13 protein-coding genes are annotated in these 14,742 nt (G+C 59.6%); all 13 read right to left on the reverse strand.

The annotated features are described in order from the left end of the window. Nucleotides 1-13 precede the first annotated feature (13 nt). Nucleotides 14-898, reverse strand: a complete 885-nt coding sequence (gene rfbA / locus SH412_RS12765) for a glucose-1-phosphate thymidylyltransferase RfbA (RefSeq protein WP_336523904.1) — start codon at nucleotides 896-898, stop codon at nucleotides 14-16. 68 nt (nucleotides 899-966) lie between these two features. Then, nucleotides 967-2,037, reverse strand: a complete 1,071-nt coding sequence (gene rfbB, locus SH412_RS12770; protein ID WP_336523905.1) for a dTDP-glucose 4,6-dehydratase — start codon at nucleotides 2,035-2,037, stop codon at nucleotides 967-969. A gap of 16 nt (nucleotides 2,038-2,053) precedes the next feature. Further along, nucleotides 2,054-2,935 carry a sugar nucleotide-binding protein gene (locus SH412_RS12775; protein ID WP_336523906.1) on the reverse strand — a complete coding sequence of 294 codons (882 nt, stop codon included), beginning with the start codon at nucleotides 2,933-2,935 and terminating at the stop codon, nucleotides 2,054-2,056. 4 nt (nucleotides 2,936-2,939) lie between these two features. Then, entirely contained in the window at nucleotides 2,940-4,361 is a 1,422-nt protein-coding gene (locus SH412_RS12780) for a glycosyltransferase (RefSeq protein ID WP_336523907.1), read from the reverse strand. After that, nucleotides 4,349-5,443: a glycoside hydrolase family 99-like domain-containing protein gene (locus SH412_RS12785; protein ID WP_336523908.1), complete on the reverse strand. Its 1,095-nt coding sequence runs from the start codon at nucleotides 5,441-5,443 to the stop codon at nucleotides 4,349-4,351. Before SH412_RS12785 ends, SH412_RS12780 begins: the two co-directional genes overlap by 13 nt. Nucleotides 5,444-5,493: 50 nt before the next feature. Continuing rightward, nucleotides 5,494-6,597: a glycosyltransferase family 4 protein gene (locus SH412_RS12790; protein ID WP_336523909.1), complete on the reverse strand. Its 1,104-nt coding sequence runs from the start codon at nucleotides 6,595-6,597 to the stop codon at nucleotides 5,494-5,496. Nucleotides 6,598-6,795: 198 nt separating this feature from the next. Then, nucleotides 6,796-7,752 (reverse strand): glycosyltransferase family protein, encoded by a 957-nt coding sequence (locus SH412_RS12795; RefSeq protein WP_336523910.1) that lies wholly within the window; start codon nucleotides 7,750-7,752, stop codon nucleotides 6,796-6,798. A 57-nt stretch (nucleotides 7,753-7,809) separates the two neighbouring features. Continuing rightward, the gene (locus SH412_RS12800; RefSeq protein ID WP_336523911.1) at nucleotides 7,810-8,760 is read right to left on the reverse strand and encodes an ATP-grasp fold amidoligase family protein; all 951 of its coding nucleotides are present in this window, start codon (nucleotides 8,758-8,760) and stop codon (nucleotides 7,810-7,812) included. A 103-nt stretch (nucleotides 8,761-8,863) separates the two neighbouring features. Next, the gene (locus tag SH412_RS12805) at nucleotides 8,864-10,003 is read right to left on the reverse strand and encodes a CapA family protein (protein ID WP_336523912.1); all 1,140 of its coding nucleotides are present in this window, start codon (nucleotides 10,001-10,003) and stop codon (nucleotides 8,864-8,866) included. Between the two features lie 18 nt (nucleotides 10,004-10,021). Next, the gene (locus SH412_RS12810; RefSeq protein WP_336523913.1) at nucleotides 10,022-11,311 is read right to left on the reverse strand and encodes an ABC transporter ATP-binding protein; all 1,290 of its coding nucleotides are present in this window, start codon (nucleotides 11,309-11,311) and stop codon (nucleotides 10,022-10,024) included. A gap of 84 nt (nucleotides 11,312-11,395) precedes the next feature. Next, nucleotides 11,396-12,325, reverse strand: a complete 930-nt coding sequence (locus SH412_RS12815) for an ABC transporter permease (RefSeq protein WP_336523914.1) — start codon at nucleotides 12,323-12,325, stop codon at nucleotides 11,396-11,398. 18 nt (nucleotides 12,326-12,343) lie between these two features. Then, nucleotides 12,344-13,525: a glycosyltransferase family 4 protein gene (locus SH412_RS12820; protein ID WP_336523915.1), complete on the reverse strand. Its 1,182-nt coding sequence runs from the start codon at nucleotides 13,523-13,525 to the stop codon at nucleotides 12,344-12,346. Beyond that, on the reverse strand, nucleotides 13,522-14,742 hold the full coding sequence (locus SH412_RS12825; protein ID WP_336523916.1) for a glycosyltransferase family protein: 1,221 nt from the start codon (nucleotides 14,740-14,742) through the stop codon (nucleotides 13,522-13,524). Before SH412_RS12825 ends, SH412_RS12820 begins: the two co-directional genes overlap by 4 nt.

The following is a 14,742-nucleotide window of genomic DNA, read 5'->3' on the forward strand; positions in this document are numbered from 1 at the left end:
TCCTCTTCTGACGCTACGCTTCGTCTCGCACCTGCCGCAAATACGCCTGCAACTCCGGCGGCGACTGGCTCGCCAGCTGCTCCAGTTGCTCGGCGTCGATGTAACCCCGCACATAGGCGATCTCTTCCAGGCACGCGATCTTCAGCCCCTGACGGGCTTCCAGCGTCTGCACGAAGTTGCCCGCTTGGAGCAGCGATTCGTGCGTGCCGGTGTCCAGCCAGGCGAAGCCCCGTGTGAACTGCTCAACCTGCAGCCTCTCCGCCCGCAGGTAGGCCAGGTTGACGTCCGTGATCTCGATTTCGCCCCGCGGCGACGGCGGCAGATCGGCGGCAATGCGGACGACCTCGTTGTCGTAGAAGTAGAGCCCCGGCACCGCGAATCGCGACTTGGGCTGCTTTGGCTTCTCCTGGATGTCGATGGCTTTGCCGCTACTGTCGAAGCTGACGACGCCATACCGTTCCGGATCGCTGACCGGGTAGGCGAAGATCGTCGCCCCTTGTTCGCGCTCCGCGGCCCGCTTCAGCAGCGGCTGGAAGCCCTGGCCGTAGAAGATATTGTCCCCCAGCACCAGCGCGACGCGGCTGTCGCCGATGAAGGTCCGACCGACGATGAAGGCGTCCGCCAGGCCGCGAGGCGACGGCTGAACGCGATACTCGAACCGCATTCCCAGTGCCGAGCCATCGCCCAGCAGTCGCTCGAAGAGCGGCAGGTCGTGCGGCGTCGAGATGATCAGCACTTCGCGAATCCCCGACAGCATCAACGCCGACAGCGGATAGTAAATCATCGGCTTGTCGTAGACCGGCAGCAGTTGCTTGCTGACGGCCCGCGTGATGGGATACAGGCGCGTGCCGCTGCCGCCTGCGAGAATGATCCCTTTGAGAGCGGATGTCTGGGACATAGAATCCGATTCGATTTCTTGTTTGCAGGGTCCGCTGTGCGGACCAGAATTGGATGACGGCCTGAAAGTCAGCCGATGGTTGCCGCACTCAGCCCCAGCCGTTCCCGGCGGTAGTCTCCCGACTGGACGCGGCTGACCCATTCCCGCTGACTCAAGTACCACTCCACCGTACAGCGCAGACCGTCGACAAAACTCATCCGCGGGCGCCAGCCCAGCTCGGTTTCGATCTTCGAAAAATCAATGGCGTACCGATGGTCGTGGCCGGGGCGGTCTTTCACGAAGCGGATCAGGTCGTGCGCACTCCGGCCGTCTGCGGCGGGTTGCAGCTCATCGACCAGATCGCAGATGCTGCGGACGATCTCGATGTTCGTCCGCTCGGAGTCACCGCCAATGTTGTACGTTTCGCCGAGGCGACCGCGCTCCAGGACGGTCAGCAACGCATCGACGTGGTCCTCCACGTATAGCCAGTCGCGCACATTCTTTCCGTCGCCATACACCGGCAGTTCGCGTCCCTCGGCCGCATTGAGCGTCACCAGCGGGATCAACTTCTCGGGGAACTGGTACGGACCATAATTGTTGCTGCAGTTGGTGATCAGCGTCGGCAGGCTGTAGGTTTCGTGGTAGGCCCGCACCAGATGATCCGATCCCGCCTTGCTGGCGGAGTACGGCGAGCGCGGAGCATAAGACGTCGTTTCCGTAAAGAAACCGGTCTCGCCCAGCGAGCCGAATACTTCGTCCGTTGAAACGTGGTGAAACCGGAATTGCTCCCGCCGCGGCGAGGGCAGGGCGGTCCAGTAACGCCGTAGGGCCTCCAGCAACGACGCCGTTCCCATCACGTTCGTCTGCACGAAGGCCAGCGGACCGTCGATCGACCGGTCGACGTGCGACTCCGCCGCGAAGTGAATCACGGCGCTCGGCTGATGCTCCGCGAGCAGTGTCGCGACGTGTTCGTAGTCGCAGATATCGCCTTGCACGAAAACGTGCCGATCCTCAGGCACATCGGCGAGCGAGTCGAGGTTCCCGGCGTAGGTCAGTTTGTCGAGGTTCACGACGCGCCGACCGGGCTGCCGGCAGACCTGCCGCACGAAGCAGCCGCCGATGAAGCCGGCGCCGCCGGTGACAAGGATGGTATCGGTCATCGATTTGATCTCGGTTCTAACGGGCGGCGACGGGAACGGCGGAGGTCCAGCGGGCGAGCGACTGTTCGATGGCATCGCGGACCGGTGTCAGCCGCAACCCGGCGGCAATCGCCTTCGACGAGTCTAGCACGCAGTTGGACCGGGGGGTCTTCGCGGCCAGACGCATGAACTGGTTTTCATCGTCGAAGAACTGGAACTCCTTGTCGGTGACGCCGGAGGCCCGGATCAGTTCGGTGACTTCGCTGGTCCAGACGCTGCCGGGATTGGTCACGTTATACAGACCGTAGGGAAGCCGCAGGCGGAAGGAGTCCAGGCAGGCCTGGACGAATTCGTCGAGTTGGGACAGCGAGTTTTCCGCTTCCAGGAGCGTCTGATAGCTGATCAGTTTCTGCAGGTAGTTGCGCGGGTTGGCGGTGTTCTCGAAGGGAATCCGCAGCCGCCAGATGTAGCACTGCTCGGCCCCCTCCAGCACTTCCTCGCCCAAGGCCTTTGTCCCGGAGTAGAAGCTGCAGTTGTTCTGGCGGAACGAGAAGTTTGGAGGATCTGCCTCCTGGAATCCTCCGCCATCGGCCCGGCGGCCGGTGAAGATGCAGCCTGAGGAGACGTGTCCCCAGGGGATCTCCAGCGACTCACACGCGGCCCGGATGACGCCCGGCAGAACGCCGTTGCCCAGGAGGCAGTCGGTTTTCTGCAGTTCGCAGGCGTCGACATTGGGTTTGCCGGTGAAGCCGGCGCAGTTGATGACCCACTCCGCCCCGGCCTCCTGGAGCGCAGTGCGCAGGCGGTCGACGTCGTAGAGGTCGGCCCGGCGGATGGACTTCCAGGCCAGCCCCTCTTTCGCGAAGAGGGTCTTGAAGTAGCCGCCGACATAACCGGAGGAACCGAGGAGTGCAATCATGACGTCAACTTCCTTTGCACATCGCTGAATTCGGTCGAACGGGCGACAACTCGGTTGTCGAGCCGATTTTGGTCGCTGCGTCGGGCTGGATAAATCGTCCCCGCACGACCGACTCGTAAATCTGGTTTCGCCGCCGCGACACCTGTTCGGGCAAGTAATGTCGAATCACCGCCTCATAGCCGGCCGTTGAGAGTTGCAGATACAAATCCGGGTTCCGAGCGAGCTTAACGGCAGCCATCGCAAACTCTTCGGCGGAATCTCTGACTAGGAGGTCTGATTCCGGAGCGACAAGCAGGCCTTCGTAGCCAACGCTTGTTGAAACCACCGGCACTTTCTGGGCCATAGCCGCAAGGATCTTGGTGCGGATTCCGCTCCCAATCTTCAGCGGGACGAGCATAATGGTTCCAGACAGGGCGCAGCTCAGATCCTCTGCAAATCCCGGGAACTCGACTCGAAAGTTGGACCAGCGTTTGACGAAGTCTTCTGGCCAGGCGCCAATGACCTTCAGCCGGCAGTCGGGACATTCGGCCGCGATTCGCGGCCAGATTTCCGTCAGGAGCCACTCGGCTCCCTGGCGATTTGGAAAATGTCCGCTCGAGCCCAGGAAAGTAAACACTTTTGCAAACGCCTCGCCGCTGTCGCAACGGAACCCCACGTCGGATGGAACCGGAAACGGGCTCACGTGGACTCGGGCCGAATCCAATCGTTCGCGCAGGAGTTCGGCATCGATCTCCGAAAATGTGATGACTGCATCAAGACGATTCAGCAGAGCAAGTTCCTGCAATTCCATGAAGTCCTTGACGTAGCGGCCATACGACGATTCACCGCCGCTGTCCAGAAAGCGTTCCGAATAGATCCAATGCAGTTGGTGATGCACAAACAGGCGGGGAATGTCGTTCGGCAGCCAGGCCGCCAGTGATAGAACATCGGCAAACTCCAACTGAATCAAATCCGGACGATCCCGCAGTGCCAAGTCGATCTCGTTCACAAGTTGGGGTGGGAGCTGTCTGAAGAGATTCACGGGGACATTGGCCACCGTTCTCCGTTTGCCGGTCTTGGAATCTTGCGGCGCGCTGCCAAGCAGCTGCGCCGTCCCATTGAAAAGTGCTCGGGCGAATCCGCGCATCGCCCTGGCTGGTCCACCGGCGTACTCCTCCCACCAGTCGTAGGCAGCGCGGCAGCGATCGCGAAACGTCGGAGGGGCCGGGGGATCAGGGATTGGCCCGAGGATGGCTGCGCGTACACGCACGTGCGGCAATTGCCTCTGCAACTCCTCAACGTCGCGCATCACTCCGGGATGCGCGATCGGACAGACCAAGTCGAACTCGTGCTGCCCCAGAAGTGCTGCCAATGTAGAAAACTGGGCCGCATTGCCGCCGGAATTGATCGGCCACGGAAGGTAGGGGGTGATAATCAGGATTCGCATGCCACAACCTCTACCGAATCCAGACACTCCTTGATGACCTCCAACCGTCTCAGTCCATATCGTCGATCGGGCTCCAAATACATCCCCTCAGCCCATTCATTCCAGGCGTTAAGAAAGACGATCTGTTCGCTTGGCGGTCTCCGCATTGTTTCCTGCAGCACTCCGCGAAGCCCTTCTCCCACCGCATCGGGAGTCGCTCCGGTAATAATGATCCCATCCTTTCCGCGTCTTGCGGTATTGTCCCATCCAACGAAATAACTTCGGAAATGTGGATACTTTGGCAGCACCCGGTCCATCCAGCTGCGCGCATCGCTGTACTCGAAAGTATGGCGTGGCCAGCCAAGCACTTTGTAAGCTTTCTGACGCACTTTCCACTTCAGACTGGCCTTCGTGAACACCCCAGGCAAAACCCCCAGTTGCGGCTCGTGGTGCTCGGTCATGTCAAACCCGAGAGATCGCATGTCAATGTGGCGAGCATGCGCATTGATTCCAACCAAGTAGGGATTGGGTAGTCCCAGCCGTTCAATTTCCCGACGAAACGCATCAGTCGTTCTCCGCGCGTCCGGCAATGAAGTGGGCCGATAGACCAGCAGGAGGGGACGCCCCTCTACGCGAATGTAGCGACCGTCGGCAAAAGCGTCCGCAAGCCAGCGGGCATGAGCGATATCGTCTTCGGCTGAGTACGTCTGATCGACTAGAATCTGGCGATTATCACCGAGCCATGACCTCGACCAGGATTCGTTTGCCCAAGCCAGACAGAACGGAAAGTCGGGTTCTCCAGTTCGAAGAATCTCGTTGACGGGCCGCTCAAGCAGGCGACGACCGTGGAACCAGTAGTGCCAGTAGCAAAACCCATGAATGCCATATCTCCGTGCCAGTTCGGCCTGCGCACACTGAGCTTCAGGAAGCCGCAGGTCATAATACCCAAGGTCTGCAGGCAGCCGCGGCTGATCGTGGCCGGGAAAGAGGCTGCGGGCGGCAGCTACATTCGTCCATTCTGTAAATCCCTTGCCCCACCATTCGTCGTTCTCGGGAATGGGGTGGAATTGTGGCAGATGGAAGGCGATGAGCTTCGGGTACATTCTCGTTGGACTCACTACACTCGAAATCATGTCGGGCGCCGGGCCGCACTTTATCTGCATTTGCAAAGTTCGTCTTCGATAATCCGGAGAATTTGCGGTCCAGCATGTTCCACCAGGTACTTCGTCAACACTTTCTCGCGGGCACGACTGCCGAGACTGAACCGTAACTTCACATCGTCTTTCAATTGCACGATCCGTTCCGCCATTGCTGCGACATTAAGATAGGGCACGATGAAGCCGGCATCCTCTTCGACAAACTCCGGCATTCCGCCGGCGTTCTCGAAGCAGAGGACCGGCTTGCCCAGTCCTCCCGCTTCCAGGCAGACAAGGGGAAACGGATCTTCGCGCGAGACCATCGCGAAGACGTCGATCTCCTGAAAGTACGGCTCCGCGTTCGGGACGTGTCCCGACCAATGTAACCGGCTCTCCACACCTGCCAGGCGCGCATCGTGCAGTAGCCGGTACCGTTCTTCCCCGTCCCCGGGTTGGCCAACCCAGAGAAAGTGAATCTCGCCGCCCCCGTTCCGCTGGCTCACGGCGGCCGCCAGTTGCACGAACAGATCCTTGCCCTTGCGCCAGGTCTCCCAGCCGCTGCCTCCCACTACGAAGGCGTCGCGGGGAATGCCCAGCGCGTCGCGAATCCCCGCACTCTCCTCAACTCTCGCAGCCTGCGCCGGCGGGACGACAAACTCGTGGACGACGTCCACGCGCTCCGCCGGAACCTGCCGACTCACAACAAGGTCGTTGCGGACGGCGCGGGAAGCGGCGATGAACCGTCCACTCTCGCGCACGACATGCCCCCAGTTCTGAGCGCCGGATTGTTCGATCCAGTAGCCCAATTCGTGCACGTGCGTAATGACTTTTGTATTCGGCCCGCGGAGATCTGACACAAACCTGCCGTTGGTCACGGTGTTCGCGTAGATGAGATCCCCGGAGCGACTTTTCCATTTCTCAGGCACGAGACCGGGCTGTGCCCCCCCCAGCAGAGACTGCACCTTCCGTACTGCCCGCGATCCCAGCGTCTGCTGCGACTGGATCACTACTGTCTCTGCTACCTGGCCAAAGTCTGCGACAAGCGGCCCCTCTTCACGGAGAAGCACCCGCATCGGCAATTTCGTCTCCTTCGCCAGCCAGCGCACAAAGTACAGGAGCACCAGCGGGGCTCCCGTGCGACCGGCGGAATGAGATACGAAGTGAAGCATGATACTCAATACAATCTTTCTGACCACGCCAGATTGTCGTGGTGGGACTACTTCACGAACTCACTCTCTCACACTCAGTCCCTGCGATCTCTCCGACGACGGCGGCACAGCACTCCGGCGCGGACTTCTCGCGACGACTCGCGATTCTCGCTACCGCCCCCACCGCCTCAGGATCTCGCCCGTCTTCCTGCGAAGGAATTGCCCCCGGCGTCCCGTCAGCCATAGTTGATCGATCTCCGATATCTCGGCCCGCCGCATCATCCGACCCGCAAACCAGTCGTCAAGCCAGCTCCGCCGACGCAAAGGATGTTCGGAGGACATCAGCCTCCGAATCCGTTGTACGTCGAGTGAAGCCCCATCCGCAATCCGCCCCACCTCAACTTCGAACTCCGTAATTGCCGCAAGTTCTGCACTTGAATAGTAGTGCCACACTACCGCGCCGCGCCCCGCCGCAAGGTTTCTGCGAATCTGAGCGTTGTATTTGTCGTCCAGAACAGCCAGGTCGACGCCGGACCGCAGAATCGCGGCATTCAATGCCGGCTGATCCCGATATCCGCCAGATCGACGACTGGATTCCAGCCACAGGTCATGCCACATCTTGCCAAACTCGTGCGCTACCACCGTATCCTGGTAGAGCAGTACTCCCCCATTCACATAGATGGTATCTCGCGTGCGCCACGCCAGTTCGTCAAGGACTTTCAAGTCCGCTTCCCAAATCTGCTCGCGAAACGTCTGCAAAGAATGATTTCGCGTCCCGGCGATATCGCACTGCATTTCGAATACCGGAGTCAAGTCGCCCCGGACAAGTGTATCACTGTCGAGAAAAAGAAACGCACCGTCCACCACGTTGCGGAGACGGGTCTTGACAAACCGATTCCGAAATGTTGCATCTCCGTCGGGGGTCTCGCAAACGAGCAATTGATCGACTTCATCAACTAATGGCGATTTCGCTGCCTTCAGACTTCCCGCCGTAACAACATCACACGCCACAACAATCCGCGCACTCGGATTCGACAAGCGAACCGACGCCGCTGATACGTGGGTCATCGCCGAGTACATGTCGCCGCCGCCGGAGGTCACCGCGTAGACCACCTGCATCGCCATCATTTCCCCACCCCCATCAACGGCTCACTACACACGCGTTGCTCAGACCACCCCACAAGTTCACTCGCCGCTGAGCAGCCGATGGTAGATCGGCGGCTTCACGGTGCTGCGGTCGAAATCCAGCAGACGCCCGAGCTTCTTCTGCCCCTCTCCCTTGTAGCACCCGAACATCGGCCAAAAAGTCATTTCACCCGCATAAATGCGCTCATCGCTCTGGAACAGATCCACTCTCACGCACTTGAAGTCACGACCTAGCTCCTCCGCGACCGCCCTCATTTCGCCCCAGCACTCTGGCTTCACGAAATCGCAGGCCAATCTGAAACTCGGATACAATTCCGTTGCCAGATCGTTTCCTTCAGGATCAACCGTCTGTTCCTTGGTATCCACACCACGATCAGAAATGAAATGCACGAATTTCGTACTGCCGTTTACAACGTAAAACTTGTAATCCGGAGGTGGCGCACTCCGTTCGGGTTCAATGAATTGCTCGATCAAAATCCTGGGCTTGATGAACGAATAGGCCCACTCGCCATTTTCCCAGCCATATCGATGCTTCAAGGACGCTTCCAACGATCCACGAGCTGCACTGCGATCGAATTTGGCCTTATCCCGCACCAGAATGACTCCGCCCGAGTCATGATTTGTCTTCATCACAAAAGCACCGGGCAACGCGTTCCAATTCACTTCGTCAAACCGGTCGCACACCTGATACAGAGGAACCAAGTACTGCTCGCCAACTCGCTCGCGGATGTAGTCCCGCACCAATATCTTGTCAGAACAGCTACAGATTTCCTCGCTCTGGTCGAACAACTTCAGCCACTGAATCCGGTCGTTCAAGTCTTGGCACTCACTGATGTTCGGAAAACGCCCAAGCTCGCGCAGCGACGACAGATGGATGATCCGATACAAGTCCCAGTGATCTTGAGTCAGCGGACATCGGCGAATGTCACGACGCCACTTTCGTCGCATCCGCAGACCAATCCGAAGCTCCTGCAGTTTCGTCCAAAACATCGCCAACGGCCCCTTCTCATCGCAGCACTCCTCGCATCCCGCTCATCCAATAGATCACTGCGGTGCCAGGCGATGCCCACCAGCGGACACGACGCACACGCGATCAATTCCACTTTCTACGACATAGTCGTTGTATCCAGCTTCCGAGTTCACGGTGCACCGCATAGCTCCGGGATAACGCTCCATCGCAATCAATGGTCCTTCGCACATACTCGGCGCACACTCCGTTGAATCCACAACGAATACGCAACGACTGCTCCCCAAATCCATCAAGCTCACTCGACCATCTCTTTGCCACGTTGGCGATAGTGGCGTTCACCTTCGCAACTTGCACAACGGATTCACCAACAGCCATCAGCGAACACTTAGCCTCGCCCAGCTCGAATCGGAATGTTACAACCTCCGCCACCCTTAACTGTCCTGTCGAAGTGTGCTCCAAAACTATTCCGATTGACTCCTGGTTTACACGCCGCTGCCTTACGACTCCAACTTGCTTTGAGCCATCATCTGAATACCAACTGCAAGGCACGTCTGGGAAAGCAAGGTTACCAATGCCATAGAAGATCGGCGAGTCGCGGTACAGCTCCCACCCCTGGATGACATGGGCATGCGTACCGACCACAGCATCAGCCCCAGCCTGTACAGCACCCCGGGCCAGCCCCATCTGATCGAACACTGGATACGACGACTGTTCTACTCCCCAGTGCAGATAAACCAACACGCTACTGGCCGCCTCTTTTGCTCTCTTCACGGCCTCAACAACCGTCTCGCGCGATAGCAGCGCGACCCCCGCCGAGTCTTGTGTTGCATAATTACCTCCATTTGTCGTCAGACATGAAAGTGCTACAATCGCGAGTTTTCGTTCTCCTTGCCCGATCACGACGGGTTCGATCGCGCGTGCAAACGACTCGCCCCAGCCAACAGGCCGGATGCCGGCGTCTAGCAGCACACTCGCGGTATCGCGTGCTCCTTGCTCTCCGAAGTCTCCGACATGGTTATTCGCAATTACTCCGATATCAATACCGTCAAGTGCACTCACGACCTTCGGGTCAGCCCGTAGCGTTGCCCACTTTCCTGGAAGCGGCCGCTCCTCCGTGGTCAGTGCAAACTCAATGTTCGCAACTACGAGATCGACATCTATGCGTGCGCGAATTTCCGCGCAGATCGAGAACTCAGGCTTTGCCAATGCCAAAGCCTCCAGCTCGCCAACAACGCAGACATCGCCAAGGACCAGGATTCGCACAGTGAGCTTTCGCAAGGATTAGTTGGCGCTGCTTCGCCAAGGTAAGAGAGGGCGAACGATCCCCGGTCGATTCCAGCTCTTTGGTCCACCCACTCCGTTGACAGGGGCGATTTCAAAGACCAACGCTGATTCGGCTTCGAATAAGTAGCCGTGCCCCGGGAACTGCCCATTTACTGTGATTGTATATCTCGCAGCATTCAAAAGACGCGGAGGAATTGTACACTCCAGCGAATGAAGGCCGGTGCGTAGGGGATTGTTTCCCAAGCCGATTATGTCCCAACTAGCGCTTCCAAGGACCGCAGTCCCGTCTTCTCGGTGCAACCACACGAATACATGAAAGTCGCCGCTGTCCATAAGGCCACGGTACGTAACCTTTACGATTATCGATTCATCCATCTCGAAGGTAGATGACAGCTGTCCTTCAGAATTGAGTAACTCAATCTTGTCGAGCTCGACAAAGCCGTTTCGTGCATTTGCCGCCTGGCTCTGCACGTACATTGCTTTCCCATCCGTAGTCACACTTCCTAGATACCTGCTGATCGCACATTCTGTATCACCCCAGTGCTCAATGGAACCTCGAGTGAGTAGTATTGCGTGCGAGCATAATGACCGTACCGCCGCCATACTATGGCTCACAAATAGAACCGTCCGTCCGCCCTTCGCCACATCCTGCATTTTCCCCAAACACTTCTTCTGAAACTCCATATCCCCCACCGCCAGGACTTCGTCGATGATCAGAATCTCCGGCTCCAGGTGCGCCGCCACCGCGAACGCCAGGCGGACTTTCATCCCGCTGCTGTAGCGCTTGATCGGCGTGTCCAGGAATTTGTCGATGCCCGAGAAGTCCACGATCTCGTCGAATTTCCGGTCGATCTCCCGCTTCGTCATCCCCAGGATCGTACCGTTCAGATACACATTTTCCCGGCCCGAGAGCTCCGGGTGGAAGCCCGTCCCGACTTCCAGCAGGCTCGAGACCCGGCCGCGAATCACCGCCCGACCGCTCGTCGGCTCCGTGATTCGGCTCAGAATCTTCAGCAGCGTGCTCTTGCCGGCCCCGTTCCGGCCGATCACCCCCAGCACTTCCCCCTCCTGGACCTCGAACGAGACGTCCTTGAGCGCCCAGTAGATGTCCTCTTCGTCCGCACCGGAATGACCGAACGTATCGAGCTTCCGCAGATCCCGGAACTTGCGGAAGGGGGCCTTCATCATCCCGGACATCGCGGAGACGAGCGTGTCGGGAATTTCTTCCTTCAGCCCGATGCGGTAGGCCTTGGAGAGGTTCTCAACGGTGATGACGGGTTTGGGCATGGGTGGTGGATAGTGGGTGGTGGATAGTGGGCAGGGAAGATTCTGTCTGGCTTTCCGCTCTTCGCTTTCGGCCTTCCGCTCGTCTCACGCCACGTCGGCGAAGACTTTTTCGCGGCTGCGGAAGAAGACCATGCCGGAGAGCAGCGTGAGCGTTGCAGTTGCCGTGCCGAGGGCGATCCAGCCGAAGGGCATCGGGCCGGTCCCCAGCAGGGCGGAGCGAAATCCTTCAATCACGCCGACCATCGGGTTCAAGGCGTAGATCCATTGTGGCGAAATCACCACGCCGCCGGGCAACGTGTAGCTTTCCGGCACGCGGCCGGCAGGATAGATCACCGGGCTGGCGTACATCAGGAGCTGCACGATAAAGCCCAGTGCGTGGGCGACGTCGCGGAACTGGATGGCAAGGGTTGTCAGCCAGAGTCCGAGTCCAAGGGCCGCCGTCATCATTAGCAGGACGAGCAACGGCAGCATCAGGACGCCAGCGTTCGGAAAGTAGCCCGCAACCATAAGCGCGACGACCATCAGACTAAAAGCGATGGCAAAGTCAAACAGCTTGGAGAGGACGTCCGACAGCGGCAGAATCAGTCTGGGAAAATAGACTTTCGAGAGCATGTTCGAATTGCCGACGAGGCTGTTGGCGCCTCCTGCCAACGCGCTGGAAAAGTAACCCCAAGGAACAAGCCCCACGAGACTGAACCAGGCGTAGGGGACGGTGCCGGTGTCGATCCGAGCGAGCGTCCCGAATACGAGAGTAAAGGTCAACATCGTAAACAGCGGCTGAATGACGACCCAGCCCAGTCCAACCGCCGATTGGGCGTAGCGGGCCTTGATGCTCCGCCAAGTGAGGAAACGGAGCATATCGCGATAGGCGTAGAGCTCGCGGAGATTGACGAACTGCCAGGCGCTGGTCGACTGGATGATCGTCACGTGATCATCCGCCGGGTGCGGATCGCTCACTGTCGCAGGGGCGTTCCGGTCCGCGGAGCGGGGCAGGTCTTCAGTCGCAGTCGACATGGTTAAATCGGAACTCATTTATGCAAACAATCCATCATACACCATACGGACCTTCTGCATCCGCACGCGAAAATCATACCGTGACAGAATGGTCTCGCGAGCCGCCAGAGCAAGCTGACCGGCCGTTTCGGGGGTGATCAGCAGGCGGTTCAGGCAGGTTGCGAGGGCGGGGACGTCTGCAGGGGGGACCAGCAGGCCGTTCTGCTCGTGGGCGATCAGGCGGGGAATACCGGCGATGGCGGTTGCGACGACAGGGACCTCAAACGCCATCGCTTCCAGCAGCACGTTCGGCAGACCTTCCCGCAGGCTGCTGAGGGCGAAAACGTCGAGCGCCTGGTAGAACGATTTCGTGTCCGCCACAAAACCGAGCAACCGGAAATATTCGGGGCGGGACTGTTGTGCAATGAGGCTCTGCAGATTCTGCAGTTGGTCTCCCTCGCCGGCGATGGCGAGTTGGACGTCCAGCCCCTGGCGGTGAAGCTGGTCGACGGCCCGGATCAGGTGATCGAAGCCCTTTTCCTCGGAGAGTCGGCCGACGGCGCCGATGAGGGGCCGGGTGGGGTCGAAGCCGAGTTCGCGTTTGGCGGAGTTTCGGTCGCGCGACCGGCGAAACTCTTCGGTATCAATGGCGTTTTCAATCAGGATGCAGCGGTCCGGCCGGACGCCGGCTTTCAGCGATGTGTCATACAGGTCCTGCGAGACCACGATGACCCGGTCGTAGAACCGGAGGGACTGCCGGTCGATCCAATAGTAGAGCGGGGTCCGCTTCGTATGCCGGACCCAGCCGTGGACCGTGGTGACGAGTTTCATCCGATGGAAGCGTCGCAGCAGCAGCCCGAGCGCGTTCGTTTTGTAGTCATGCCCGTGCCAGATGCCGACGTTCAATTGACGACAGACACGGAGCAGGCTCCGGACCACGGACAGGTCGGTCAGACCGCGGTCCGGAATGCCGATCAGCGGGGCGTCCGCCGCAACGGCACGATTGCGGATCGCCTCGAAATCGGGATCCGCTGGGGGGTGGAGATACGCGCAATGCGCTTCGTAGCCGGTGCCGACCAGGAAGCGAGGGGAATTCAGAATCGTCTTGTCGGGGCCGCCCCCCGTCCCCGTCACGACACGCGTGTGGAGTACGACCACATCCTTCGACGGCGCCGGTACGGACTCCGACGAACCGCTGACGATTTCGAGCGCCGGGCTCATCGGGGGCCTCCCGTCGCCTGCAAAGAATTCAGCAGCATCCGTTCGAAACATTCCGCCCGTCCATCCCACGATTCCGCCGGCAGTCGGGCGTTTCGGGCCGCCGCCTGGTCGACGGGCAATCCAGTCGCGATGCGCAGTTTTACGAGTCGAGCGAACTCTTCCGGAGTCGCGGCCAGATCGAGGCAATCGGCCCACTCGCGATTGGCAGGCAGGTCCCGGACGACCACCGGGCGGTCTGTCGCCAGATACTCCAGAAGTTTCAGAGGCTGCATGGCTCGCGTCACCGGCGCGTCGATGTAGGGCATGATCAGCACATCCGCCTGTCGCGCAGCAGCCGGCAAAGCGGCGTACGAGCATGCGGGCAAATGGACGATTCTCCGCCATTGTGGATTCTGGGGGGGCTGATCGGTCGGGCCGAGCAGGGCAATGGAACCGTTTTCGAGTTCCCGATCGAGCATCGTCAGAAAGTCCCCGTCCAATCGCCGATCGGCCAGTCCCCAGAACAGGCAGCGTGGAGCTGGCAGCTCTTCAAACGGGGCCTTCTCCGGACCGTCAATGTTCCTCTGCCAATGGGCCAGATCGACTCCGTGCGGCAGGAATTGCGGCGCGGCGGCGTGCTCCTGCAATCTCCGCATCAGGACCTGACTGACGGCAATGGTGGCATCGACCTTCTGCAGCAGTTCCGCTTCCCGTTTGAGGAGCGACTGCTGATCGAGTCCCGGCCAACTGGAAAAATCGTCGACGCAATAGTAAACCCAGCGGTCGACCGGCAGTCGACCAACCAGATCGGCGGAGATCGGCAGAGTTGTGACAGCCACCACCGGACGGCCTGCATTCCGCAATGCCGGTTGCAACTGACGGACCAGCAATCCGGCATTCCAGTCCCGTTCCCAACGACGTCGAATCCAGGGCCACATGTGGGGATTAAGGACGAGCGGCCCGTCAGCCGATGTTGAAGCATCCGCCCTGCGTCCGGGCATCAGCCATTGGCTCAGTTTCTGAAAGCCGCGCGTGACCGTCGTCACATCCAGCCGCGGCGGCCGCATGCCGATCGTATTGACCCAGATTACGTCGTGCCGACTCTGCAGGCGCCGAAACAGGTGCTGAGCACTGGATGGATGCCGGCCCCAGTCGTCGGCAAAGACCAGAAAGGTCAGGCGATCGGATGGCGACAAATGTGGAGAGAACGGGAGCGCATCTGAGGGAGCGGCAGCCAT

This window comes from Planctellipticum variicoloris, assembly GCF_030622045.1.
Lineage (GTDB): Bacteria > Planctomycetota > Planctomycetia > Planctomycetales > Planctomycetaceae > Planctellipticum > Planctellipticum variicoloris.